This is a genomic window from Solidesulfovibrio aerotolerans (assembly GCF_009856865.1).
GTDB classification, from domain to species: domain Bacteria; phylum Desulfobacterota; class Desulfovibrionia; order Desulfovibrionales; family Desulfovibrionaceae; genus Solidesulfovibrio; species Solidesulfovibrio aerotolerans.
On record NZ_WVUD01000012.1, the window covers coordinates 13,326 to 36,458 of the forward strand.

General features: G+C 64.7%; 24 protein-coding genes. 15 read left to right on the forward strand and 9 right to left on the reverse strand.

The window, feature by feature from the left end; translation table 11 throughout:
* Window positions 1–24 precede the first annotated feature (24 nt).
* From GTA51_RS08675 to GTA51_RS08700, 6 genes are all read left to right on the forward strand, one after another.
* The gene (locus GTA51_RS08675; RefSeq protein WP_160960324.1) at window positions 25–1,077 is read left to right on the forward strand and encodes a class I fructose-bisphosphate aldolase; all 1,053 of its coding nucleotides are present in this window, start codon (window positions 25–27) and stop codon (window positions 1,075–1,077) included.
* 237 nt (window positions 1,078–1,314) lie between these two features.
* The gene (locus GTA51_RS08680) at window positions 1,315–1,815 is read left to right on the forward strand and encodes a periplasmic heavy metal sensor (RefSeq protein ID WP_160960326.1); all 501 of its coding nucleotides are present in this window, start codon (window positions 1,315–1,317) and stop codon (window positions 1,813–1,815) included.
* A 13-nt stretch (window positions 1,816–1,828) separates the two neighbouring features.
* On the forward strand, window positions 1,829–2,419 hold the full coding sequence (locus tag GTA51_RS08685) for an RNA polymerase sigma factor (protein ID WP_246198058.1): 591 nt from the start codon (window positions 1,829–1,831) through the stop codon (window positions 2,417–2,419).
* Window positions 2,420–2,429: 10 nt separating this feature from the next.
* Entirely contained in the window at window positions 2,430–2,891 is a 462-nt protein-coding gene (locus GTA51_RS08690; protein WP_160960329.1) for a hypothetical protein, read from the forward strand.
* Between the two features lie 9 nt (window positions 2,892–2,900).
* Complete coding sequence (locus tag GTA51_RS08695) at window positions 2,901–3,623, forward strand: periplasmic heavy metal sensor (protein WP_160960330.1); 723 nt, start codon at window positions 2,901–2,903, stop codon at window positions 3,621–3,623.
* A 138-nt stretch (window positions 3,624–3,761) separates the two neighbouring features.
* Complete coding sequence (locus GTA51_RS08700; RefSeq protein WP_160960332.1) at window positions 3,762–4,469, forward strand: superoxide dismutase; 708 nt, start codon at window positions 3,762–3,764, stop codon at window positions 4,467–4,469.
* A 77-nt stretch (window positions 4,470–4,546) separates the two neighbouring features.
* On the opposite strand, the gene GTA51_RS08705 is transcribed toward GTA51_RS08700, so the two are convergent.
* The 6 genes from GTA51_RS08705 to GTA51_RS08730 form a co-directional block, all read right to left on the reverse strand.
* Window positions 4,547–5,842, reverse strand: coding sequence for a histidine kinase (locus GTA51_RS08705; protein ID WP_160960334.1), 1,296 nt, complete (start codon window positions 5,840–5,842; stop codon window positions 4,547–4,549).
* 76 nt (window positions 5,843–5,918) lie between these two features.
* Entirely contained in the window at window positions 5,919–6,869 is a 951-nt protein-coding gene (locus tag GTA51_RS08710; RefSeq protein ID WP_160960335.1) for a HesA/MoeB/ThiF family protein, read from the reverse strand.
* 118 nt (window positions 6,870–6,987) lie between these two features.
* A complete protein-coding gene (locus GTA51_RS08715) occupies window positions 6,988–7,218 on the reverse strand; it encodes a MoaD/ThiS family protein (RefSeq protein ID WP_160960337.1) in 231 nt (76 codons plus the stop codon).
* Complete coding sequence (locus GTA51_RS08720) at window positions 7,215–7,514, reverse strand: hypothetical protein (RefSeq protein WP_160960338.1); 300 nt, start codon at window positions 7,512–7,514, stop codon at window positions 7,215–7,217. The genes GTA51_RS08715 and GTA51_RS08720 overlap by 4 nt, the downstream gene beginning before the upstream one ends.
* A 12-nt stretch (window positions 7,515–7,526) precedes the next feature.
* Window positions 7,527–8,057 carry an acyl-CoA thioesterase gene (locus GTA51_RS08725; protein WP_160960340.1) on the reverse strand — a complete coding sequence of 177 codons (531 nt, stop codon included), beginning with the start codon at window positions 8,055–8,057 and terminating at the stop codon, window positions 7,527–7,529.
* Entirely contained in the window at window positions 8,054–8,293 is a 240-nt protein-coding gene (locus GTA51_RS08730; RefSeq protein ID WP_160960341.1) for a hypothetical protein, read from the reverse strand. The genes GTA51_RS08725 and GTA51_RS08730 overlap by 4 nt, the downstream gene beginning before the upstream one ends.
* Before the next feature lie 249 nt (window positions 8,294–8,542).
* Between GTA51_RS08730 and GTA51_RS08735 the strand changes: the two genes are divergently transcribed.
* The gene (locus GTA51_RS08735; RefSeq protein WP_160960343.1) at window positions 8,543–9,658 is read left to right on the forward strand and encodes a linear amide C-N hydrolase; all 1,116 of its coding nucleotides are present in this window, start codon (window positions 8,543–8,545) and stop codon (window positions 9,656–9,658) included.
* Between the two features lie 171 nt (window positions 9,659–9,829).
* Entirely contained in the window at window positions 9,830–11,005 is a 1,176-nt protein-coding gene (locus tag GTA51_RS08740) for an MFS transporter (protein WP_160960344.1), read from the forward strand.
* 322 nt (window positions 11,006–11,327) lie between these two features.
* Here GTA51_RS08740 and GTA51_RS08745 read toward each other — a convergent pair whose 3' ends face one another.
* Entirely contained in the window at window positions 11,328–12,602 is a 1,275-nt protein-coding gene (locus tag GTA51_RS08745; protein ID WP_160960346.1) for an Nramp family divalent metal transporter, read from the reverse strand.
* Between the two features lie 16 nt (window positions 12,603–12,618).
* Window positions 12,619–13,893 (reverse strand): magnesium transporter MgtE N-terminal domain-containing protein, encoded by a 1,275-nt coding sequence (locus tag GTA51_RS08750; RefSeq protein WP_160960347.1) that lies wholly within the window; start codon window positions 13,891–13,893, stop codon window positions 12,619–12,621.
* Between the two features lie 642 nt (window positions 13,894–14,535).
* Here GTA51_RS08750 and GTA51_RS08755 point away from each other — a divergent pair.
* A complete protein-coding gene (locus GTA51_RS08755) occupies window positions 14,536–15,000 on the forward strand; it encodes a chemotaxis protein CheW (RefSeq protein WP_160960349.1) in 465 nt (154 codons plus the stop codon).
* A 361-nt stretch (window positions 15,001–15,361) separates the two neighbouring features.
* Here GTA51_RS08755 and GTA51_RS08760 read toward each other — a convergent pair whose 3' ends face one another.
* Window positions 15,362–17,593 (reverse strand): lytic transglycosylase domain-containing protein, encoded by a 2,232-nt coding sequence (locus GTA51_RS08760; RefSeq protein ID WP_160960350.1) that lies wholly within the window; start codon window positions 17,591–17,593, stop codon window positions 15,362–15,364.
* 187 nt (window positions 17,594–17,780) lie between these two features.
* On the opposite strand from GTA51_RS08760, the gene tmcD reads away from it, so the two are divergent.
* The 6 genes from tmcD (at window position 17,781) to GTA51_RS08790 (ending at window position 23,111) form a co-directional block, all read left to right on the forward strand.
* On the forward strand, window positions 17,781–19,049 hold the full coding sequence (gene tmcD, locus GTA51_RS08765) for an electron transfer complex subunit TmcD (protein WP_160960351.1): 1,269 nt from the start codon (window positions 17,781–17,783) through the stop codon (window positions 19,047–19,049).
* A 10-nt stretch (window positions 19,050–19,059) separates the two neighbouring features.
* The gene (gene tmcC, locus GTA51_RS08770) at window positions 19,060–19,719 is read left to right on the forward strand and encodes a TmcC family electron transfer complex membrane anchor subunit (protein ID WP_160960353.1); all 660 of its coding nucleotides are present in this window, start codon (window positions 19,060–19,062) and stop codon (window positions 19,717–19,719) included.
* 15 nt (window positions 19,720–19,734) lie between these two features.
* Window positions 19,735–21,054, forward strand: a complete 1,320-nt coding sequence (tmcB, locus tag GTA51_RS08775) for an electron transfer complex ferredoxin TmcB (RefSeq protein WP_160960355.1) — start codon at window positions 19,735–19,737, stop codon at window positions 21,052–21,054.
* 23 nt (window positions 21,055–21,077) lie between these two features.
* Window positions 21,078–21,476 carry an acidic tetraheme cytochrome c3 TmcA gene (gene tmcA, locus GTA51_RS08780; protein WP_160960356.1) on the forward strand — a complete coding sequence of 133 codons (399 nt, stop codon included), beginning with the start codon at window positions 21,078–21,080 and terminating at the stop codon, window positions 21,474–21,476.
* 121 nt (window positions 21,477–21,597) lie between these two features.
* Complete coding sequence (locus GTA51_RS08785; RefSeq protein WP_211922498.1) at window positions 21,598–22,593, forward strand: hypothetical protein; 996 nt, start codon at window positions 21,598–21,600, stop codon at window positions 22,591–22,593.
* Between the two features lie 104 nt (window positions 22,594–22,697).
* Window positions 22,698–23,111: a response regulator gene (locus tag GTA51_RS08790; RefSeq protein ID WP_160960358.1), complete on the forward strand. Its 414-nt coding sequence runs from the start codon at window positions 22,698–22,700 to the stop codon at window positions 23,109–23,111.
* The last annotated feature ends 22 nt before the right edge of the window (window positions 23,112–23,133 follow it).

The following is a 23,133-nucleotide window of genomic DNA, read 5'->3' on the forward strand; positions in this document are numbered from 1 at the left end:
AATCTGCCAAAGGAGGCGGCCCCTATGATCGACACCATTACCGGGTACCTCGGCGACCAGGCCGAATCGCTTTTGTCCCACGTCTGCCAGACCATTCCCCAAAAGTCCCTGCATCTGCCGGGACCGGACTATCTCGACACGATCTTTACCCAGACCGACCGTCCCATTCCCGTGCTGCGCTCCATGGCCGCCCTTTTCGGCCACGGCCGCCTGGGCGGCACCGGCTACATGTCGATCCTGCCGGTGGATCAGGGCATCGAACACTCGGCCGGGGCCTCGTTTGCCCCCAATCCGGTGTATTTCGATCCGGAAAACATCGTCAAACTGGCCCTGGACGCCGGCTGCAACGCCGTGGCCTCGACCCTTGGAGCCCTGGGCAGCGTGGCTCGCAAATACGCCCACAAGATCCCGTTTATTTTAAAAATCAACCACAATGAGCTGCTCTCCCTGCCGCCCATCCACGACCAGACCCTTTTCGCCTCGGTGGAACAGGCCTACGACATGGGTGCGGCCGCCGTCGGGGCCACCATCTATTTCGGCTCGCCCGAATGCCGCCGCCAGATCCAGGAGATTTCCGAAGCCTTTGCCCGGGCCCACGAACTGGGTATGGCCTGTATCCTGTGGGCCTATCTGCGCAATCCCGGCTTCGTCAAAGACGGGGTGGACTACCACACCGCTGCTGACCTGACCGGCCAGGCCAACCATCTGGCCGCCACGGTCGGGGCTGATATCGTCAAGCAAAAGCAGCCCACCAACAACGGCGGCTACACGGCCATCGGCTTTGGCAAGACCGACAAGCGGGTCTATTCCGAGCTGACCACCGACCATCCCATTGATCTGACCCGCTATCAGGTGGCCAACTGTTTCATGGGCCGCATCGGGCTGATCAATTCCGGCGGCGCGTCCGGTGCGGCGGATTTCGCCGACGCCGTGACCACGGCGGTTGTCAACAAACGGGCCGGCGGCATGGGCCTGATTTCCGGGCGCAAGGCTTTCCAGCGCCCCATGAACGAGGGTGTCAAGCTCTTGGAGGCCATCCAGGACGTCTACCTGTGCCCGGAAGTGACCATCGCCTAGCCCGGAGGGAGCGGGATGATGCTGCGCCCCCAAAACGCTCCGGTCTGCCCCGCAGACGCAGGAAGACGGCGCGGTTTCCCTGACGACGCGTGACGCGGCTGTCGCCCGGCAGCCCGACGCCTGTTTCGGGGCGCTTGGACCGCAGCGCCCCGAAACATGTAACCGGGACATTCCAGCCCGCGACCAACCGCGCATAGGACGGCGTTGCCGCCCAACACACGCGGGAGGTTCTCCTCAATGAAAAAGTTACTCTATGGAATGCTCACCCTGGCCATCCTGGTCGGTTCGGCCTTTGCCGTGGCCGCCGGTCCCGGCCCGGGCGGCCCGGGTGGTCCCGGGCCTGAAGGATTGCTCAACCGGCTGCTGTCGCTTAAGCTGACTGACGCCCAAAAGCACGATGTGGCCGTGATCCTCAAACGCAACCGTGCGGCCTTTGAAACCGACATGGCGGCCCTGCGCAACGCCTTTGACGGCATGGGCCAGGTCATGCGCACCGATCCCGCCAACGAGGCCAACGTGCGCCAAGCCTACCGGGCCATTGCCGTGGCCTCCGAGGACATGGCCGTGCTGCGCGGCAAGGTGGAGGCCGCCCTTATGGCCCTGCTCACCCCCGAGCAGCGTAAATACTGGGACGAGACTGACATGCCGCCCCTTTCCAAGGACGCCAAGGAGCGATTCCATGCCGGCCGCGAGTTGGTTAATGACTGGATCGATACCCACGCCGGCAAGGACAGCTAACCTGCGGAGCGTTATGGTCGAAGCGTTGGTGGATATGGAGGACGCCCGGGTTCTTAAGGCAATACGGGCTGGCGACGTGGATGCCTACGCTACGATCATGACCAAGTACCAGGGACGCGTGGCCGGCATCGTTTCCGGCCACGCGCCCCGGGACCGGGTCAGCGAACTGACCCACGAGGTGTTTGTACGAGCCTATCGCTCGCTGGCAGGGTACCGGGGCGACAGCCCGCTGGGGCACTGGCTGGCCAAGGTGGCGGTGCGAACCTGCCACGACTTCTGGCGAGCCCAGTACCGCATAAAAGAGCGCCCCGAGAGTGATCTTTCCGACGAATGCCGGGCTTTTGCCGAAGAAGCGGCGGCCCTGGCCACCGGCGAAGCGGCTGAAGAGACGGCCACGCGCCGGGAAGCCGAAGAGTTGCTGCGCTGGGCGCTGGACAAACTTTCACCCACCGACCGCATGGTGGTGACGCTGACCCATCTGGAAGAGCGTCCCGTGGCCGAGGCTGCCGAAATGCTGGGGTTAAGCGTTCCCAACGTCAAGGTGCGGGCCTTTCGGGCCAGGAAAAAACTGCGGGATTTGCTTGCCAACGTCATCGGTGCGTAAGGAGGACTCCATGGACGGAAACGATGCACGGCGCACAGATCGCCTGGAAGCGATGTTGCGGGCGGCCCACGCCAGACGTGGTGCCCCCCCGGTGGATGCCGGGCTGGCGGATTCGGTGCTGGCTGCCATAAAGGCCGGACCCGGGACTGCCAAACCGTGCGCGACCGAGCCCGCCGACGCCCGTATCGACCGGTTGGAGCGCGTGTTGCGCACGGCCCAGGGACGGCGTTTGCCGCCGCCCCTTGACCCGGCCATGGCTGTATCGGTGCTGGAGGCCATAAAGGCCGAAGCCGCTGCCCAGCCCGATCAGGAAACGAGCGTGCTGTGGAGCATGGCCGCCGGAGCCGGTCTTCTGGCCGCCGCCACGGTGCTGTTTGCCCTGACCTTTGGTTCGGGGCTGGAAGGGGAACTGAGCCGGCTCTTGTTTTATGATCCGAGCGGGCAGGTTCTGGTGTCCCTGCTGGGCGTGTAGGGTGGAGGCATGACTCCGAAATTTGCCAAAGTATTGGCCGGACTTGTTTTGTTCGCCTCAGGGGCGGTTGTGGGCTATTTCGGCTCCCGTCTGGTGGACGAGCGCGGTCCCCTGGCCCTGCTCCACGGCGACCCGCGCCATTTCGCCGAAACGATCGTGCATCGCCTGTCGGGCGATCTTGATCTGACCGAGGCGCAACAGGCAAAACTGCGGCCCCTGGTCATGGATACCGCCCGCAAGCTCACGGAATTCCGCAAGGAACAGGAACCCAAGATCCAGGCCATTATCGAGAAAAGCAAAGAAGAGACCAAAGCGCTGCTCACCCCCGAGCAGCGTGAGAAATTCACGGCCATGATGGAACGCCTGGACGCCCGGCGCAAAGCCATGGAGCGCTTTGGCCCGCCGCTCCCGCCGCCGGGCGGATTCGGCCCGCCGCCGGGCCGGGACGGTCGCCCGCCTGGGCCGCCGCCCGGAGGTTTCGGTCCGCCCGGCGAGTCCGGCCTGCCCCCCGGCTTCGGTCCGCCGGACATGGACGACTTTGGCCCACCGCCGCCGGGAGGCTTCGGTCCGCCCCCGGATATGTTCGGCCCGGATTTCGGTCCGCCGCCCCATGGCCCGCCGCCTGGCCCGCCGCCTGGCCGCGACGGCAAGGGACCAACGCTTGGAAACCCGGAAAAGCCGGCGACCGAGGGCGTCAAACCGGCCCCGGCTTCTGAAACGAAACCCCAATAACGGGTTTCCCGTTCCCCTGCGCCGCTTTTTCTGGCAAGACTGAAAGCATCCCCAGGCGGGCCGTATGTGTTTCGGCCCGCTGCAACGCCAACGTGCCCCGTCCCCTTGGGTGACGCCGGGCACTGAGGAGGATGCGACATGCCGATACCGAGCGCCCACACCTTCTCCCGCCGCCACATGCTGCGCCTGACGGCCGGCGCGGGCCTGCTGTTTCTGGCCGGCGGTCTGCTCCGGCCCGGAGATGCCCAGGCCGCCGCCTTTGCCGCCCCGGCCCTGCCCTACGCCGAAAACGCCCTGGAACCGGTCATCTCGGCCAAGACCGTGGGCTTTCACTATGGCAAGCATACCCTGGGCTATTTCGACAACGCCAACAAACTGGTGGCCGAGTCGCCCCTGGCCGGGCAGCCGCTGGAAAAGGTCTTTTTGGAAGCGGCCAAAGACCCCAAGATGGTGGGGCTGTTTCGCAACGCCGCCCAGGCCTGGAACCACGTCTTTTACTGGAACGGCCTGACAGCCACAGCCGGCGCGCCCTCGGGCAAACTGGCCAAGGCCATCGAGACCTCCTTTGGCGGTCTGGAAGCCTGCCAGAAAGCCCTGGCCGAAGCGGCAGTCAGCCAGTTCGGCAGCGGCTGGGCCTGGCTGGTGGCCGATTCCACCGGCAAGCTGTCGGTGGTCAAAACCGGCAACGCCGACAACCCCCTGCAGGACGGCCTCAAACCCTTGTGGGTCATCGACGTCTGGGAGCACGCCTACTATCTCGACTACCAGAACCGGCGGGCTGACTATGTCAAGGGCGTGCTGGACAAGCTGGTCAACTGGGATTTCGCGGCCAAAAACCTCGGCTGACGCATCGCCGGACGCCAAAGCGCCCCCTGCCGCACACAGCGGTCAGGGGGCGCTTTTCATTTCGTGCGCAAGCGCGCTTACGAGGTCTGGTTATAGACTTCGCGCTCGTCGGGTTCGTGGTCGTCGGGTTCGAGATCGAGGACGTTTTCGCCGCCGATGTAGTGCATGAGGATGGGGTTTTCCACGGCCTTGAGCAGATTGGCAATAGCCCCTTTGAGCCTGTTGATATTTTCGACGATGAGATTGACGTATTGCATCTTCTTTTCGACTTCCATGCGTTCCACGGCCAGACCGAACAGATGGCGCATGGCGGCCGGGGCCAGCGGAGGCCAGGGGCCGGGCACAAGCTGCATGGCTTCGGCGATCATGGCGGTGGCGATGTCGTCCTCATGGTCGAGAAAATCCTCGTAATCTTCCAAAATCAGTTCCGCGCCGTTTTTCATGATGGCCAGCACGTTGTTGCCGACATGGGCCATGCCGCCGGCTGCCTTGGCCAGGACGTCGCGGCCCAGTTCGAGGCGTCGGCCGACGGTGAGCGACACCACCCGGGCGCAGTCGGCCAGAAAATCGGTTTCGTAGCGGTCGAAGAACTGGCTCTTTTTGGAATAGAGCATCATCAACCCGAAGGCCTTGCCATCGGGTTCGCGCAGAAAAAAGGACAGCCGGCAGCGGTAGCCTTCGAGATAGGGCACGCAGTCGATGGACTCGCCGCCGCGTTCGGGGCCAAGCAGGTTGTTGGAGACCACGAACAGCGCATGGGGGTCGCTGACCGACCGCATGACCGGGTGATGCGGCAGCGTTTCCTCCATGAACTTGACGAAAATGGGCGTGGCCCGGCCGTTGTGGGTGTTGGCCGCGATATTGACCCAGTTGCCCTCGTCGTGCAGGCGGCAGACGTAGAGGTCGCCTTTGAGCTCCTTGAGCATGATCTCGGCGCTCTGCTCCAAAATTTCACCAGCGGTCTGGAAATCCTGGCCGGCGTTAATCAGCTCATAAAGGATCTCCAGCATGAGCTTGGCTTTTTCGTTGGCTTTTTTAAGCATCCCGAAGCGGTATTCGAGCTGGACAAAGCCGGGATTGGCCCGGCGCAGGCCTTCGATCTTGGAGGCCTTTAACACGTCGAGTTCGCGGCGAATGGCGGTCAGGGTGGTGAGGAGCGTTTCCCAGTCCGTCACCTCCCGATCAGGCTCCACGAGTTGCGGGGCCATGGGCAGGACGTCCAGGGAGGTCTTTATGGAAAGCAGCAGATCGGTGATGGCAATGCGCACGGCCTGGGGTGCGGAACCAATGATGTTTTGCATCCGCTCGCGGGGATCGCAACCCATGAGCAACAACGGGGTGGCCAGATAACAGGAATCGGCTTTGAGGGTCATGACGCTTCCTTAAAAATTTGACGCCGGGCGCGTCGTCTGCCCTTGTACCGCGCCTTTGCCCCCCTTGTCACCTGACTTACAAAGCGACCGTGTCAAAGCGCATGGTTTCGAGATCGATCAGGAGCGCTTTGCCGGCCAGGGCCGGCGGGCGGCCGGCCAGCAGCCGGATGACCTCGGCCGCCTGGAGCGCGGCCACGGCCATGACCGCCGGCGAGGGACAGCCCAGTACGTCCTCGGCCGCAGGGCCGGTCCCGCCGCCGCCAAACAGGTCGGCCGGCGAAGGCGCGCCCGGCAGCACCGTGGCCACAATGGCCGTATAGCCGGCCACGGCCCCGGTCACCAGCGGCAGGCCCAGGCCGGCGGCAGCGGCAACCAGGGCGCCGCGATCCTTCAGCCCGCCCAGGGCGTCCACGGCCACCTGGGCGTCGGTGAGCAGCGTCTCCATGCCGGCCCGGTCCAGAAAGGCAGCGGTCGCGACAAATTCCACCGACGGATTGACGGCCGCCGCCCGCTCGGCCGCAAGCGCGGCCTTGGGCCGGCCCAGGGCGTCCAGGCGGGAAAGCAACTGGCGGTTGAGGTTGGTCTCCTCGAACACGTCGCCGTCAGCGGCATGGATGACCCCCACCCCGGCCCGCACCAGATTTTCCAGCAACCCGCCGCCAAGGCCCCCAAGACCGATCAGGGCCGCCTTGGAGCCCAGCAGCCGGGCTTGTTCGGCCAGGGTAAAGGCGCGCAAGTTGCGGGCATAGCGCAGGGGGCAGATGGCGGCGGCCAGGGCCGCGATCTCCACCCGGCGCGGGGCCAGACCGAACCGTTGGGCCAGTTCGGTCACGGCCCCGGCGTCCAGAAAACGCCCCGGCCGGCCGTCAGGATAGGGCAGCTCGCGGCTGGCGGTGGTCAGGGCGGCGGCCAAAGCAGCGTTCAGAGCCCCGGCCTGGGCAGCTGCCTGGGCGACATCCAGGCCAGCCGCGAAACCGGCGTCTACGCCGGCGTCAGGAGCATCAGGGGCGATGGGGGTAACGGCCATGACTCTCTCCTCCCGGGACCGGTCGGGCAGCGCCGCCTATTCGCCCGGCCATGCCTGCCAACAACTTGGAAGAAACGGTATTCCTTAAAAATACGCCCGTATTCTTCCAAGGACCGACCTAGCCTCCGGTGATGGGGGGCACAAACGAGACAACGTCGCCCGGGGACAGCGGCGTTTCCATGGCGGCAGGGTTGCCATTGACCAGGACCGCGCCAATGGCGTCGGCCTCAAGGCCCAGACGGTCGGCCAGTTCGCCGGCGGTTTCGCCGGGTCCGACCGACGCCACGCCGCCGGGAGGGGCGTAGGGGGCCAACGTCGCCAGGGCGCGCACAGTGACGGTATCGCTCACGCTTCACCCTCCGGGGCTTCGATCCAGCGGGACAGGGCAGCGACAATCTTGGTGGCCTGATCGCGGCTGGAAATGGCAAATTTGGACTGCACGCGGTAGGTGTCGCCGGACTTCTTGTAGCGACGGATGGCGTAGCGGTCGGGGCTGTAGGCCTCTTTCTTGGGGTCCCACTGGACAAAGCGGAAGATGATGGTGGTCCAGGCACCCCGGGTCAGGATGACCTTGTCCAGTTCCTTGGTCAGTTGGACGTCGTCTTCTTCGTAATTGACGGTCAAATCATCGATGGTTTCGGCCACGTCGCACCTCGGTTAAGGGTTTTCGGACTGATGTTGCAGTTGGGAATCGCGTTCGCTGCGACGTTCTTGCAGTCTGGCTTCACGGCGGGCGGCGGCTTCACGGTTGCGCCGTCGGTCGGCCTCGTTTTCCAGCACCAGCGGCGGCACGGCCTGGGGGCGGCGTTCGGAATCGAGCGCCACATAGGTCAGATAGGCCGACCCGGCATGGCGGGTTTCGCCGGTGATGGGATTTTCACACTCCACCCGCACCCCGACTTCCATGGACGTGGCCCCGACCAGATTGACGCTGGCGAAAAAGGTCACGACCTCGCCGATGTAGGCGGGCTTTAAAAAATCCATGCGGTCGATGGAGGCGGTGACCACGGCGGAGCGGGCATGGCGGATGGCGCAGATGCCGCCGGCCGTGTCGATATATTTGAGAATCACGCCGCCATGGACGTTGCCGGCCGGATTGGCGTCGGACGGCAGCATGCGCTGGGGCATGACCACATGGCTGGCAGACACGGTTTTAGGCTCAAGGGAACGCTTTTCGGGTGCGCTCATTTAACGGAGTACCCCCTTTCCTGCATGCAGGTGTCGAGGATTTCCTGCTGCTTGTCTTCGGCTTCGCCGGCAGATTTGATCAGGGCGGTGGAGACGAGCGCCCTGGACTGGCAGTTGTTGTAATCGGCATCCAGGGTTTCCTGGGCCACATTGTCGGCATGGGGACTGGAGCCGGCACAGCCCATGGCCAGGACGGCCAGGGCCAGCGAGGCGGCGACAGCGAGAGGACGAAGCATAAAGGAGCCTCCTTGCGGGCCGGATGGCCTACGGGCCGGTATGGCCGCTCCCAAGCCTTAGCGTTCCCGGGGGGGCTGGGTCAATGCGGGGAGGCCTGTCTTTGCAGGAAAGAATACGCCGCTCCTGCCTCGACTGGACCTCGCCGACGCTTTTCCGTAGAGCGTTTAGAGACGCGACTCGTTCCTTTCTGCGACGGCGCGCCAGTTCCACAACCCCCCACCCCCGCCCGTGCGGCAAAGGATTGTGCCATGCTGCTTGCCCGCCCGCTCGTCACCGCCGCCCTGCTCCTGGCCCTGCTTGCGCCTGTGCGCCCCGGAGACGCCTGCACCAGCATTCGCATGAAAACCGCCCAGGGGCAGGTCTTTTACGCCCGCACCATGGAATACGGCCAGGATCTCGGCTCCAACGTGCTCATCGTGCCCAAAGGCACGCCCCTTGTCGGCACCCTCCCGGACGGTTCCCCCAAGGGCCTGCGTTACAAAGCCAAATACGGCTTCGTCGGCATGAACGCCTTTAATTCCAACATCCTCATTGACGGCATCAACGAAAAGGGCCTCATGGTCGGCGGCCTGCTCTTCCCGGGCTACGCTGGCTACGAACCCTACACCGCCACCAAATCCGGCAGCACCCTGGCCCAGTTTGATCTGGTTGACTGGCTGCTCGCCCAGTGCGCCACCGTGGCCGACGTGCGCCGCGAAATCGCCAAGGTGCGCGTCTGCCAGGGACCAACCACCTTTACAGGCGTGCCCATCGGCGAACTGGCCCTGCACCACACCATCCACGACGCAACCGGTGCCAGCATTGTCCTCGAATACGTCGGCGGCAAACTCAATATCTACGACAATCCCCTGGGTGTGCTCACCAACTCCCCGGATTTCCCCTGGATGCGCACGTTTTTAAGCAACACCGTCAATCTCTCGGCCGTCAACGTCCCGGCCCTGGATCTGCCCGGCTACGTCGTGCGCCAGACCGGCCAGGGTTCCGGCATGCTGGGCCTGCCCGGCGACTTCACCCCGCCCAGCCGCTTCGTGCGCATGGTGGCCCTCACCCAGTCCGCCCTGCCTGCCACCGGCCCCGACGCCGGACTGGCCCTGGCCATGACGATTATCGGCAACGTGGACATCCCCAAGGGCGCTGTGCGCGAAAAAGACGCCACCGGCACCGAATACGACGTCACCCAATGGGCCGTCGCCGCCGACACCGCCCGGGGACGCTACTACTACCACACTGCCGGCGACAAAAACTGGCGCTACGTGGACGTGGCCCAGGCACTGGCCGCCGCCGGCAGCACCATCCAGACCGTAGCCATCAATGTGCCGCCGGACTACCCCAACACCACCGCTACGGCCAAACCCATCAAATAACCGTCCCCGTCCGGGCCGGGGGCAGCGCCCTCCCGGCCCGGACAACAACACGGCGGCAAAACTTTCCAACAGAAATAGTTGTCAGAGCACCGACCTTGACGCCCCGACCCGGCCCGGGTATCCGGCCTGAGCCCCACGCACCGCCAACCTCCCCCCCGCCGGTCGGACGCCATGAACCCAACGCCGCCCCAACGCATCTTTTCCTTCGAATTTATCGGCCTGTGTCTGCTTATCTTTCTGGCTTATTGCAATATTTCGGTCTTTTTCAGCCTCTACGTCTATTTCGAAAACCTTGGCGTGCCCCAGTCCTGGCGCGGGGTCTTGATCGGTGCCTCGGCCCTGGCCACCATGGCCGCCTACCTCGTCGTCAGCCCCTTTTTAAACACGCGAAACGCAGCCAAGGCAGCCGCCCTCGGCATTGTCATCCTGCTGGGGTGCGGGGGAGCGTATCTGGTCGCCGTCTCGACACCAGCGCTCTTGGCCGTGCGCCTGGCCAACGGCCTGGGCGTGGCCCTGGTATCGGCCGGGGCCATGACGCTGCTCGTGGCCGTCATCCCGCCCACCCGCAGCGGCCAGGCCTTTGGCCTCTATTCCATCGCCATGCTGCTGCCCTATTCCGTCATGCCGCCGCTGTTTGACTGGCTCTCGCCAGCCTACCTCGACTATCCCCAAGGCTACGCGCTGGTCGCCCTGGCCCTGGCCCCGGCCCTGCTCGTCCTGGCCGTGCTGGGACGTCGCAGCCGAGGCAAAAGCCATGCCCACGCCCCCAGGCCGACCCTGGCCGCCATGGCGAAAAATGCCCGCAAACGGCCGGTTTCCCAACTGCTCGTGGTTAACGCCATGTATTACCTGAGCTTTGCCTCGCTCTTTTTCCTGGCCAAAAGCCTCTTCCTGGCCCGGGGGCTGGCCGGGGTGGGCCTCTTTTTTTCCATACAGACCGGCTGCATGCTGCTGCTGCGCGTCTTTGCCAACCGCCTCTTCGACGTGGTCCCGAAACTGCGGCTCATCCGGTTCTGCTACGCCGTCACCGGCGCTACCTTCATATTGCTCGCTTTCACCCACAGCCAGGGGCTGACCTATCTGGCCGCCGTCCTTTTAGGCTGCGGCATGGGCGTCGGGTCGCCGTCGCTCAACGCCTTTATGTACGAACTGTCCGAACCGGAATTCAAGGGCCTCAACGCCAATCTCATGATGCTCTCGCTGCAAGGCGGCAGCTTCCTCGGCCCCATCCTCGGCAGCGCCGCCGTCGGCCTGTACGGCTACGACGGCTTCCTGCTGGTCGGAGCCGGCGCCTGCCTGCTCGGACTAGCCCTCAGCCAGGGCCTCGGCACAGCCCGCCCTGCCTAGACGAAGAGGAAGACGAAGAGTGCCTCCGGCGGCCGGGGGGGATAATCCCCCCCGGACCCCCTTGATAGGAGAAGTATTTTAATGGGTTCTTGGTGATAGCGGGTATTGTGGGCGGCTGTGGACCGGGAGAGCCGGCGCTTGTGCTTGACGGGAACCACCGTTGCTCCGGCGGCCCCTGTGGGAAAAATAATTAGTGATTCTTGGGACTTAGTGCAGCCGTCGCAGCCACGCCGCCCCCCTTAACCCCTGTCAGGGAGGGTCCGGGAGGGGGCTCCCCCCTCCCGGCCGCCGGAGGCATCCCCCCTTCTTCTCCTCCCCATACTCAAGTCATCAACTTGACCAGGGCGTTGATGGCCCCGGGCCGTATGGTGTCGATGGTCATGAGTGCTGTCAGCCCAATGAGTGCCGCCACGGTCGCCCAGGCCACGGCGTTAAAGACCGGCCCGTTGACGAATTTCCCCATAAGCCGTTTATTATTGATCAAAAGCAGCATGAGGATGAGGACAAACGGCAGCACCACGCCGTTGACCACCTGGGACACGTACATGACGAACAGCAGCGGCATGCCCGGGATGAGGATGGTGGCCGCGCCGATGACGATGCTGATGGTGAACAGCCAGAAAAATTCCGGTGCCCGGCGGAAATCCTTGTCGATGCCCAGTTCCCAGCCCATGGCTTCGCAGATGTAATAGGCGGTGGACAAGGGCAGGATGCCGGCGGCAAAGAGCGAGGCGTTAATCAGGCCCACGCCAAACAGCCACGAGGCGTATTGGCCGACCAGCGGTTTGAGCGCCATGGCCGCATCGGCCGCCGTCTCGATGGGCAGGCCGTGGCGATGGATGGAGGCGGCGCAGGCCACCACGATAAAAAGGGCCACGATAACGGCCAGGATGCAGCCGATGACGACATCCAGGCGGGTGAAGGCGTAATTTTCGGCGGTGATGCCTTTTTCCACCACGGCCGCCTGCTGGTAGAACTGCATCCACGGGGCGATGGTGGTGCCAATGAGTGCGATCATCATGGCGATATAGTCGCCGTCGGCCCGAAAGGACGGGGTGACAGACGCCCGGGCCACCTCGCCCCAGGGCACGTCGGCGGAGAGAGCGGCCAGCGGATAGACCAGATAGACCACGCAGACGATGAGAAACACCCGCTCCACAATGCGGTACGACCCCTTGACGATGAGCAGCCAGACCAGCGTGGCGGCCAGGGGCACGGATAAAAACTTCGTGACGCCAAACAGTTCCATACCGGCGGCGATGCCGGCGAATTCCGAAATGGTGTTGCCCAGATTCGTCAGAAACAGCGCAATCATGATGTAGAAGGTGATGCGCAGGCCAAAGGATTCGCGGATGAGATCAGACAGGCCCTTGCCGGTCACAGCACCCATGCGGGCGCACATTTCCTGGATGACCACAAGCGAAATCGTGGTGGGAATGAGCATCCACAGCAGCGAATAGCCGTAGCGCGCCCCGGCCAGGGAATAGGTGGTGATGCCGCCGGCGTCGTTGTCCACGTTGGCGGTGATGATGCCCGGTCCGAGCAGGGCGAAAAAGAGCATGAAATTCTTGCGGGAAAATTTCTTGAAAAACGGCATAACAAACCCTCAATAACTAATGGGAGGCGAACCGCGTGCGGGTGACGGATTCGGGCAGATAGAGTTCGATGACCGCATCCGCCGGCACGATACCGACCATGTGTCCGGCCTCAAGCACGGGCACGGCCAGCAGATTGTACTTAAAAAGCACTTCCATGACCTTGCCCGGCGTGTCCTCAACGGTGACGGCCTTAAGACCCACGGTCATAATTTCGGCCACCGGAGTCTTGGGCGGCGAAAGCAGCAGGCGCTTAAGCGTCACCACGCCCAGAGGCGTCTCGTCGGCCCGGATGACGTAGACATAATATACGTTTTCGATTTCCGCTCCGACCAAACGAATGTAGGTGAGGGCTTCCTCGGCGGTCATGGCCGGGGGCACGAAGGCAAACATGTTGTTCATGAGGCCGCCGGCGGTGTCGTCCTCGTGTTCGAGCAGTTCCTGGACCATCTCGGCGTCGTCGGCATCCATGAGGCCAAGGAGTTCCCGGGCCTTTTCCTCGGGCAGATCGCCGAGCAGATCGGCGGCTTCGTCCGGCTCCATCTCTTCCAGGATGTCCGAAGCCATCTCGCTGTCGAGCTGGCTGATGACCCGGCCGCCCACCTCGGGATCGAGTTCGCCGATGGCTTCGCCCACGGTTTCGGGATCAAGGGACCCGATGACCGTGCCGACTTCCTTGTGGGGCAGCTGGGCCAGGATTTCGGCCATGTCGGCCGGGTGCATGTCGGTTAAGCGTTCGCGGGCAACCGTCAGGGTCAGCTTGTCGGCGTTGGGGTCGAGCTGGGCCACGTAGCGCCAGTCGATTTCCCGGCTGGGCAGTGTGAGGCCGCACAGTTTCGCCAGCCAGTTCCAAAAGGGCAACTGGCCCAGGCGTCGGGCCATGCCGCGAATGCCCACGTCCACGGCCTCGATAAATAAACTGGCTCCCAGGGCGCGCAGTTTGAGGTCGTTGACGCGCACCACCTTGGCCCCGTCCACATCCACGATCTGGCGGTCGAGGATGTCGCGGCGCAGGCGGATGTCGGCCACATCGTGGGGGCCGGACAGATCCCCCGGCAGGATGTCCAGGTCGGCAACGCCGGCCAGATCGGCCGAAACGATGACCGGCGTGAAAAGATTGACGCACCGCCAGGGCACAAACCGGCGTTTGCCGGCGCGGTGGATGAAAAGCCCGGAGACGACAGGCAGCGTTTCGCCCGGCACCAGTCCCAGATCGTCGAGACGGCCGAGTTCGACGCCAAAAGGGTCGATGACCGGCCGGCCGAGAACGGCGCTGACATAAAGTTCGCTCATAACCAAGCCTCCCCTGAGGCGGCGGTGCAGCGCGGCGCGGGCCGGCTGCAATGCCACCAGGGTTTGCGCCGACGGGCGTCAGACAAACCGTCGGCGCCTCAAGACGCAAAAAACCATGAGACGAGGAGCGGCCAAAGCCGCGTCATGGCCCTACGATGTGGGCAGGGGACTGGATGAGGGAGGTTCCTTGGCTGTGTCGGAAGAGACGGCGCAAAGCCGCCGGGAGACAGGGAAAAGCGTGGCCGCGCCAAAGCGGGAGCCGGCGCGGGGGAAAAGCCCTGAGGCAAAAATTTCAGACCCGATGAAGGACGTTTTCATCTGGTGCCTCCTTGTGCCGCCGCCTGCCGGCGGACGTCAGCCAAACCCCAGACGGGGCGTGGCCGGAGGCGGCAGGAGGCGTTATCGCATGGCGAAAAGCGTATAGGCCTTGTGGGAGAAGCAGCGACTACTGTACGGCTCGTCCATTGTTTCCTCAAAAAGGTGCATAATTGCTGGAAGGTGTATGCCCGCCCGGCAAGCTTGTCAACGCCCTGCCCGCCATTCCTGTCCGGGCGCGGCAAGGGCAATGGCGACGGGAGGTTGCCGGGCGGCCCCGGCTGCCGTATGGTTGCTGCATACTGCCCGAAAACGGAGGCTCCCTCCATGGCCGACGACTCCGCCCGCCAATACCTGACCTTCACCCTGTGCGGCGAACGCTTCGCCCTGCCCTCGCTGCTCGTCTCCGAGGTGCTCGACCTGCCGCGCCTGACCTGGGTGCCCCTGGCCCCGGACCATCTGCGCGGGGTGGTCAACCTGCGCGGCAACGCGGCCACGGTGGTGGATCTGGGCCGCAAGCTCGAACTCGATCCCGGCACCCGGCCGCCCACCTGCCTCATCATCGTCGAACGCGACTACGACGGCGACATGCTGCCCATCGCCGCCCTGGCCGACGCTGTCCACGAAGTGGTGGAAATCGCCGAAGCCGACATCGCCCCGCCACCGGATATGGGGCTGGCCGTGCCCACCCGCTTCGTGCGCGGCCTGGTCCGCCTGGATGACACCTTCACCATCGTCCTTGACGCCGAACAGCTCTTTTCCCTGGCAGAACTCTCCGCCGACGACGCGTAGTGCAGCGTAATAGGAAGAGAAGGATAGAAAAGAGTGCCTCCGGCGGCCGGGAGGGGGTAGCCCCCTCCCGGACCCTCCCTGACAGGGGTTAAGGGGGGGCGGCGTTGCTGCGACGACTGCACGCAGTCCCAAGAACCTCTAACCACTTTTTCCGCAGGGGCCGTCGGAGCAACGGTGGTTCCCGTCAAGCACAAGCGCCGGCTGTTTCGGCCCGCAGCCGATTGAATTGCCCGCCATCGCCAAAAACCCATTAAAATATTTCTCCTATCAAGGGGGTCCGGGGGGGATTATCCCCCCCGGCCGCCGGAGGCTCCCCTAATCCTAATGCCTTGGCGGTCGGGCCGCAGGCGCAGCGTCTGCTTTATTTGGCGCGCGGATAGAGCTTCCCGTAAAGCATGGCGTTGGTGGTGATGCGCCGCACATAGTCCCGGGTCTCGGTGAAGGGGATCAGTTCAATAAAAAGCTCCTCACCCAACCGGCCAAACCCGGTGTTCCAGATCGCCACCCGGTTCTGGCCGGCATTGTACGAAGCCAGGGCCGCCGCCAGCGTCCCCTCCCGGGCCAGCCGCTCCCGGAAAAAGGCTGTGCCCAGGCGGATATTGATCACCGGATTGAACAGATCGGCCCGTTCGGGCCGGATGCCGATTTTTTTGCCGATGGCCTTGGCCGTCTCGGGCATGAGCTGCATAAGCCCCACCGCCCCGGCCCCGGACACGGCCTTGGGATCGAAAAAACTCTCCTGGCGGATAAGCGAATAGATCACGTCCGGGTCGATGTCCGAGCCGGCCAGGGCCGCCGTCACTTCGCCGGCATAGGCCCGGGGGTAGAGCGCGTCGCGAAGCGGTCCCAGTTCCGCTGCCGTGCCGCGCAGCAGGCAGGCTCCGAAGGTGCGCCAGGCCGTGCGCATGGCCGCCGTGCGCCGCCCGCCGTCCATGGCCGCCCGGATGTGGGCCAGGGCCAGATCGGCCCGGCCCGGTGCCGCCTTGGCGGCAAATTCCAGGACCATCTCGGCCAGGGCCGGCAAACCGGCGTCGGACAGGGCATAGGCCTTGCCCAGGCTCGCCGTCGCCTCGGGCGAAGGCGGCTCGGCCGCCTCCGGGCAGCGCGGCGAGGCACCCGGGGTCGAGGCCACCACGGTATCGCGCACGTCGCCGGCCCCGGCCAGGGCAGCCGCGGCCCGGCCACCGTAATAGGTGTTGGGGCGGGTAGAAGCCACCTCCATCCAGACCGCCGCCGCCTCGCCGGGCCGTCCCAGTCCGGCCAGGGCCCGGCCCCGCCAGTAGCGCGCCCCGTCGGCCCAGTCGTCCCCGGGAAACCGGACGGCAAAAGCGGCCAGCTCGGCCTCGGCCCCGGCATTATCCCCGGTCACGTAGCGCAGGATGGCTGCCAGGGCCGCACCCTGGGCCGCCAGCTCCGGCGACACGGCCAAGCCTTTTAAGCGCCCGGCAGCCTCCAGGGCCTCGGCAAAGCGCCCCCGCTCGGCCAGCAGCAAGGCCAGATGCCGGGCGGCGACTTCGCGCAACGGGTCATCCCGGCCCGGGGCGTCGAGCACCGCGCGCAACAGCGTCTCCATGCGGCCCGCGTCCTCGGCCTCCAGGGAGCGCCACAGGCAGCGGGCCTGATGGTAGCGCGCCCAGCCGGCCAGCGTTGCGGTGGGATCGACGGCGATGGCCCGGGCAAAGGCGTCGAAAGCGGCCTTGGGCCGGCGCAACCGGTATTCCGCCTTGCCCCGGACATATTCGGCCCGGGCGGCCTGCCCCGGGGTCCAGCCGGTCCGGCCGGCCAGCTGCTTTAAGGCCGTCTCGGGCGCGCCTTTTTCCACCAACGCCTCCGCAATGAGCAGTACGGTGTCCGGGGCGTCGGGATCAAACGCGCCTGCTCCGCCGGACTGGGCCAGCAGCCGCCGGGCCAGGGCATTGCCGGCGGCGGCCGAGCGGGAAGCCGGGAAATCGAGCGCCAGATGGCGCAGAAAATCCTGGGCTTTTTGCCCCGCCCCAAGGGAGGCCGCGGCCACGGCGGCCCGCAGCCAGACTTCCGGGGCCAGACCCGGCTCGGGAACAGCCAGCCAGGCCTCGGCCAGGGCCAGGGCCCGGTCCTGCCGCCCGGCCCGGGCGGCGCTCTCCATGGCGATATACAGGGCGTCGCGGCCGAGGAAGGAGTTGGCCGACCGGGCGGCCAGCCCTTCCAGGGCGGCCAGGGCCGCCGCCGGCTCATCGGCCAGATACAGCCCCAGCCCCTGGTAATAGGCGGCCACGTCAGCCTGATCGCCAGCCTGGGGCAAAACGGCCCGCAACCGGGTAACACCCTGGCGGTGCGCGCCGGCCAGCACTTCGCTGACGCCAAGAATCAGTTCGCGAAAGGCCTCACTGGCTCCGGCCGGGATTTTGACCGTGCGCCCGGCCGGCAGACTGTCCTCGTCGACGCCGAGTTTGGCGGAACGCGGCAGGGGCGCGGCCTCGGGTTTGGCCGGCGGCAGCCAGGGGTCCGGGGCGGCGGCCCGGCTGAGGGCAGGTGTTGCGGCCAGAAGAAAGGCCAGGGCGATCAAGACCGCACCAATTTGATCGGAGAAGGGGAGTATTCCCGGTCTGGGCATGGCGTAATTTCCTACCTTGGAGCGTCATATCCCGCAGTTTTACTAGATGTATTCAAAAAATACCCCCCTTGACTTCGCTGGCAATTCGTGACTATCGTTCCCGGGTTCACAATGTCTGTTTCTTTTGCCAGGGCGTGCGATCCCGGACGCCTGCCCTGCGTGCTTTCCACCCGTCAAGGAGGTCGATATGTCCTTCGCGCAGTCCTGGGATTTCACGCCGGGCGTCCGCGTCGTTCTCGACGATATGCGGCAATGCTCCCGTGAATACGAATGGTTGGAGGAACCCCACGTTTCGCCTGACGGCGAACGCGTGGCCATGGTCGCAGCCCTGCCTGATCCCGCCCTTTCCGTGGCGGTCAACGGCGAAGTCTGGGAAGCGACCTTCGAAAAGGTTTGGTATCCCCGGTTTTCGCCCGATGGCCGCCTGACGGTCCTGGCTCAGACCGACGGCGAATGGACCATGGTCGTGGACGGAGAGCCTTGGGAAGAGCAGTACGCCTACATCTGGGGTACGCTTTTTTCCGCCAACGGCGACATCATTGCCGCGCCGATCCAGCAGGACGGCAAGTACGGCTTGTCCGTCAACGGCACACCCTGGGAAACGCTTTTTGACAACGCCAACCAGGTGACGCTTTCGCGCGACGGCAGCGCCGCCGCCGCCGTGGTGCAGGTCAAGTCCCCGGCCCAGGCCGACATCGCGGCCTTCCAGGAAGGCATCTTCAGCGTGGCCGTCAATGGCGTCGCCTGGGACTCCATTTTCGTCAACTGCTGGGCGCCGACCTTTGACCCGGCCGGGAAAAACGTCGCCACCACCATCCGCCGCTCTCTCTACGACTATTCCATTGCCGTCAACGGCAAGGCCTGGACCGGCTCGTACGCCTGCGCCTGGGGACCGGTCTTCAACCCGGCCACCGGGGCCGTGGCTGCGCCGGTGCGCAAGGCCGGAGCCTGGGGCATGGCCATCGACGACGCCATGGCCTGGGACATCCGCTACGGCCAACTGTGGCATCAGGTTTTTTCGCCCGACGGTTCCAAGCTGGCGGCCATTGCCGCCGTGAGCTTCGGCGATTTCACCGTGGTGGTGGACAACACCCCCTGGGATATCGTCTTCCCGGTGGTGACCGACCTGACCCCGAGCCCGGTGGGCAACCGCTTCGCCGCCCTGGCCAGCAACCACAATTCCGATTTCGCCATCCTGTGCGACGGCAAAGTCTGGGCCGGCCGCTACGACATGGCCTACCCCCCGGTGTGGAGCCCTGACGCCGCCCATCTGGCCGTGACCGTGGAGAAAGCCGGTCGTTTCACCGTGTTGGTGGACGGCAAGGCCTATCCCGAGAGCTTTGACAAGTGTTTCGACCCGGCCTTTTCCCCGGACGGCTCCAAGGTGCTCATCCGGGCCGTGGCCGGCGGCAAATACCACCGCATCGTGGCCCCGGTTGCGGCCTTCACCGGCTAGGAGGTACGTCATGCACGCCCTGTTCAATCTCGCCGTCGGCCCCCTGGCCTGGCTGGCGTTTGCCCTGTTCATCCTCGGCTCGGCCTACCGGCTCATGGCCATGCGCGCCCTGGCGCTTAAAAAAGACGCCTCGTTTGTGGCCTACATCAGCTGGCCCCATGCACTCAAATCCCTGGCCCACTGGATCACCCCGTTCGGGGCGCTCGGGTGGCGGGAAAACCCCGGCGTCACCGTCGTCACCTTTGCCTTCCACATCTGCCTGTTCCTGGTGCCCCTGTTCCTCATGGGACACATCGCCCTGTTTGACGCCTTTCACGGCTGGTCCTGGCCGGCCCTGCCGGACACCGTGGCCGACACGCTGTCCATCGTGGTCGTGGCCGCCTGCCTCTACTTCCTGTGGCGGCGCATTGCTGTCCCGGAAGTCCGCTTCATCACCCGCACCCATGACTGGCTGGTGCTGGCCCTGGTCGGCGCGACCTTTCTCACCGGCGTCCTGGCCTATCACCGTATCGGCGACAATCTCTTCATGACCACCCTGCACATCCTGTGCGGCGAGGCCATGCTGGTCGCCATCCCGTTCACGAGGCTTTCCCACATGCTGTTCGGATTTTTCAGCCGTGGCTACATCGCCTCGGAATTCGGGTCCGTCAGACACGCCAAGGACTGGTAACCGCCGGAGGATGTCATGAAAACCATTGCCGATCGTCTTATCGAGGACGTGGGGCTCAGACGCGGCGTTGACCGCCTGACCCCGGAGAAAATACAGAAGGTCTTTAAAGAACTCGTGGCCGGCGAATGCGGTGCACGCATGAAGACCTACATGGAGACCTGCGTGCGCTGCGGTATGTGCGCCAAGGCCTGCCATTACTACATGTCGCACAAAGACCCGAGCTACACCCCGGTGGCCAAGGTCAGCCAGACCATGTGGCGCCTCTTTGACGCCGATGGCAAGGTCGATCCCAAAGTCATCTACGAATGCGCCCAGGTCGCCTACACCGAGTGCAACCTGTGCCGGCGCTGCATCCACTACTGTCCGCTGGGCATCGACACCGGCTATATCATCAGTGTCGTGCGCCGCCTGTGCCACAAGCTCGGCGTCACCCCCCAGTACATCCAGGACACTGCCCACAGCCACTCGGCCACCATGAACCAGATGTGGGTCAAAGACGACGAATGGCCCGACACCCTGCAGTGGCAGGAAGAAGAAGCCCGCGAAGAATTTCCGGGCCTGCGCATCCCGCTCGATGTCGAGGGCGCGGACTTCATGTATTCCGTCATCGCCCCGGAACCCAAGTTCCGTACCCAGCTCATCTATCAGGCCGCGGCCATCTTTAACGCTGCCGGCGTCTCCTGGACCATGCCTTCCACCCCGGGCTGGGACAACTCCAACATGGCCATGTTCACCGGCGACTCGGAAATCATGGCCCGCATCGAACGCGCCCACTACGAAACCGCCCAACGGCTGCGCGTCAAACGCATCGTCATGGGCGAGTGCGGCCACGCCTTCCGCGCCGTCTACGATGTCGGCAACCGCTGGCTCGGCTGGAAGTGGCATCCCGTGCCGGTGGTCCACTCCGTGGACTTCTTCTGGCAGCTCATTCAGGAAGGGCGCATCAAGCTCACCCACAAGTACGCCGAACCCGTCACCATCCACGACCCGTGCAACATCATCCGGGGACGCGGTCTCATGGAAAAATTGCGCGAGGTGACCCACTTCCTGTGCGAAAACGTGGTGGAAATGACCCCCAACCGCGAGCACAACTACTGTTGCTGCGCCGGCGGCGGCGTCATCAACTGCGGGCCTCCGTTCAAAAACGTCCGCATTGTCGGCAACTCCATCAAGGCCGAACAGTTAAAGGCCACCGGTGTCCATACCCTGGTCGCGCCCTGCCACAACTGCCACGGCGGCTTGGAAGACATCATCAGCAAGTTTGGCTTGAATATGCACACCAAGTTCCTGGGCGACCTCATCTATGAACTCATGGAGAAGCCCGAGGCCGAGTAACCCGGCGCGCAGGAGAAACCGACATGAAACGAACGCCCCTTATCCCCCTGGCGCTGCTGCTGCTTGTCGCCGCCGTCTTCCTGGCGGTGCCGGCTATGAGCCAGCAGGACATGACCACCGTGCCGACCGAAGGGTTTAAGCAAACCACCCGGTTGCCGGCAGTCTTTGCCCACGACGCCCATAATGAAAAAGCCGCCCTGGCCGATTGCTCGGCCTGCCATCACGGCGAAAAAGACGGCAAACGCGACAACAGCGCCGACACCTCCGGCATCCCCTGCTCGGATTGCCATTCGGCCCAAGCCAAACCGGGCAAGACGCCGCTTATGCGGGCCTTCCACCGCCAGTGCATGGGCTGCCACATGGACAAGCAAAAGGGCCCGGTCACCTGCGGCGACTGCCACGAACCGGCTCCCAAAAAGTAGCCCGCCTGCGTTGGCCTCATGAAAACGCGAAAGGCGCGGCCGGGAAACCGGTCGCGCCTTTTTTGCGACCGGGCCACTGGAACCGTTTTTGCTAGCAGACCGGCAAACCCAGGAAGGCCCCATGCCCAGATTGCTCCTCCCCTTTTTTCTCGCCCTGCTTTTGATCGCCGGGTGCGTCCTGCCGGCCCTGGCCCAGCAAGGCTCCCGGTTAACCGGGCACTCGGCCACACCCCTCTACGGCACCCCGCCGCAGCCTGTGCCGGGCCAGTCTGCCGGGCAGCCCGCAGCCAGCCCAGCGGCCCAACAAACGGCCGGCCAACCCCTGGCGAGCCCGGCTCCCCAGCCAGCCTCCGAACAATCCCCCGCCGCCCCGGACAGCCCGGAACTGCGGCGTCAGGTTTCCGACGCCCGTGTCCTGTCCACCACCACCACCTGCTTTTACGGACCGCATATCGACCAGGGCCAGGCCAAACGGCTGTGCGGCTATCAGGCCCGTGGCAAATTGCTCGACACCGCCGTCAACCAGCTCGGCAACGACCCGTCCATCGTGCGGGCCGCCTTGAGCGCCCCGGATATTCGGGCCTTTGCCGACAGCCTGCTCAAGATCTCGGTGGCCGACGAGGAAATCCGCCCCCTTCCCGACGGTCTGGCCGTGCGCCTGACCCTTCGGGCCGAAACCGATCCCGGCACGCTGGAGCAGCGGCTGGCCGCCTATACCGGCAACCCCGAACTGCACGCCGCCGCCCTGGCCGAGACCGCCATGCGTGACCGACAGGCCGGTGAAGCCCGCATGGCCGCCGTGCCCTTTGGCGCGGACCGGGAATTTCGAGCCAGGGAGATGGAGCAGGAGATGGGCCAGGACGCAGCCTTTGCCGCGCGGCGTATCGTGCCCGGGATGTCGATCAAACAGGTCAAGGAACTGCTCGGCAACCCGGCAGCGGTCAAACAATCGGTCATCGGCCCGGAAAGCTACCTGTGCGCCAGCTACGGCCGTATCTGGGTGGTCTTTCGCGACGGCGTGGTCAGTTGCCTGCGCAGCCGCCTCGATTATGTGCGCCGCTACGACACGGACTGCCAGTGTGCCGGCAACTATGCAACGATCCTTAAAAACGACTAGCCATTAGCCTGCCTTGACAGAGCTCTGTGCGGCCCGGTAGAAACGCTTTCGGCCAGTTTGCATCAACTTTTGACGTTTCCCGTTCACCATCCGCCGGAGGAATCATGAGGGCGCTCATTGTTGATGACGATTTTTACAGCAGAAGCTTTCTCGAATATATTCTGCATCCTTACGCAAAATGCGACGCGGCCGTGAACGGCGAGGACGCCATCATGGCCTTTAAAAAGGCCATGGAGGGCAACGAGCCGTACACGCTGGTCTTTATGGATCTGCTCATGCCGGTCATCGACGGCCCGCAGGCACTTGAAGAAATGCGCGAGATCGAAAAAGAATTCGGCGTCGCCGGCGACGCCGGCTGCAAGGTGATCATCACCTCGGTGCTGGAAGACGGCGAAGACACCCACAACGCCATGTACCTCGGTGGTGCCACGTCGTTTCTGCAAAAGCCGGTGGACGAGAAATCCATCCTGGCCGAACTGCGCCGCCTGGGCTGTCTGCCCGCCGAGGCCGAGGCGTAGTCCGCCCAATCTTCAGCCAGCC

What these genes read in the sequence shown, in the direction of transcription:
- GTA51_RS08675 (WP_160960324.1), top strand. Translation starts at nt 25, where the DNA reads ATGATCGACACCATTACCGGGTACCTCGGCGACCAGGCCGAATCGCTT.
- GTA51_RS08685 (WP_246198058.1), top strand. Translation starts at nt 1,829, where the DNA reads ATGGTCGAAGCGTTGGTGGATATGGAGGACGCCCGGGTTCTTAAGGCA.
- tmcA (WP_160960356.1), top strand. Translation starts at nt 21,078, where the DNA reads ATGAAACGAACGCCCCTTATCCCCCTGGCGCTGCTGCTGCTTGTCGCC.
- GTA51_RS08710 (WP_160960335.1), bottom strand. Translation starts at nt 6,869, where the DNA reads ATGGCCGTTACCCCCATCGCCCCTGATGCTCCTGACGCCGGCGTAGAC.
- GTA51_RS08760 (WP_160960350.1), bottom strand. Translation starts at nt 17,593, where the DNA reads ATGCCCAGACCGGGAATACTCCCCTTCTCCGATCAAATTGGTGCGGTC.
- GTA51_RS08735 (WP_160960343.1), top strand. Translation starts at nt 8,543, where the DNA reads ATGCTGCTTGCCCGCCCGCTCGTCACCGCCGCCCTGCTCCTGGCCCTG.
- GTA51_RS08740 (WP_160960344.1), top strand. Translation starts at nt 9,830, where the DNA reads ATGAACCCAACGCCGCCCCAACGCATCTTTTCCTTCGAATTTATCGGC.
- GTA51_RS08690 (WP_160960329.1), top strand. Translation starts at nt 2,430, where the DNA reads ATGGACGGAAACGATGCACGGCGCACAGATCGCCTGGAAGCGATGTTG.
- GTA51_RS08790 (WP_160960358.1), top strand. Translation starts at nt 22,698, where the DNA reads ATGAGGGCGCTCATTGTTGATGACGATTTTTACAGCAGAAGCTTTCTC.
- tmcB (WP_160960355.1), top strand. Translation starts at nt 19,735, where the DNA reads ATGAAAACCATTGCCGATCGTCTTATCGAGGACGTGGGGCTCAGACGC.
- GTA51_RS08750 (WP_160960347.1), bottom strand. Translation starts at nt 13,893, where the DNA reads ATGAGCGAACTTTATGTCAGCGCCGTTCTCGGCCGGCCGGTCATCGAC.
- GTA51_RS08745 (WP_160960346.1), bottom strand. Translation starts at nt 12,602, where the DNA reads ATGCCGTTTTTCAAGAAATTTTCCCGCAAGAATTTCATGCTCTTTTTC.
- GTA51_RS08680 (WP_160960326.1), top strand. Translation starts at nt 1,315, where the DNA reads ATGAAAAAGTTACTCTATGGAATGCTCACCCTGGCCATCCTGGTCGGT.
- GTA51_RS08725 (WP_160960340.1), bottom strand. Translation starts at nt 8,057, where the DNA reads ATGAGCGCACCCGAAAAGCGTTCCCTTGAGCCTAAAACCGTGTCTGCC.
- GTA51_RS08705 (WP_160960334.1), bottom strand. Translation starts at nt 5,842, where the DNA reads ATGACCCTCAAAGCCGATTCCTGTTATCTGGCCACCCCGTTGTTGCTC.
- GTA51_RS08755 (WP_160960349.1), top strand. Translation starts at nt 14,536, where the DNA reads ATGGCCGACGACTCCGCCCGCCAATACCTGACCTTCACCCTGTGCGGC.
- GTA51_RS08695 (WP_160960330.1), top strand. Translation starts at nt 2,901, where the DNA reads ATGACTCCGAAATTTGCCAAAGTATTGGCCGGACTTGTTTTGTTCGCC.
- GTA51_RS08700 (WP_160960332.1), top strand. Translation starts at nt 3,762, where the DNA reads ATGCCGATACCGAGCGCCCACACCTTCTCCCGCCGCCACATGCTGCGC.
- GTA51_RS08785 (WP_211922498.1), top strand. Translation starts at nt 21,598, where the DNA reads ATGCCCAGATTGCTCCTCCCCTTTTTTCTCGCCCTGCTTTTGATCGCC.
- tmcC (WP_160960353.1), top strand. Translation starts at nt 19,060, where the DNA reads ATGCACGCCCTGTTCAATCTCGCCGTCGGCCCCCTGGCCTGGCTGGCG.
- GTA51_RS08730 (WP_160960341.1), bottom strand. Translation starts at nt 8,293, where the DNA reads ATGCTTCGTCCTCTCGCTGTCGCCGCCTCGCTGGCCCTGGCCGTCCTG.
- tmcD (WP_160960351.1), top strand. Translation starts at nt 17,781, where the DNA reads ATGTCCTTCGCGCAGTCCTGGGATTTCACGCCGGGCGTCCGCGTCGTT.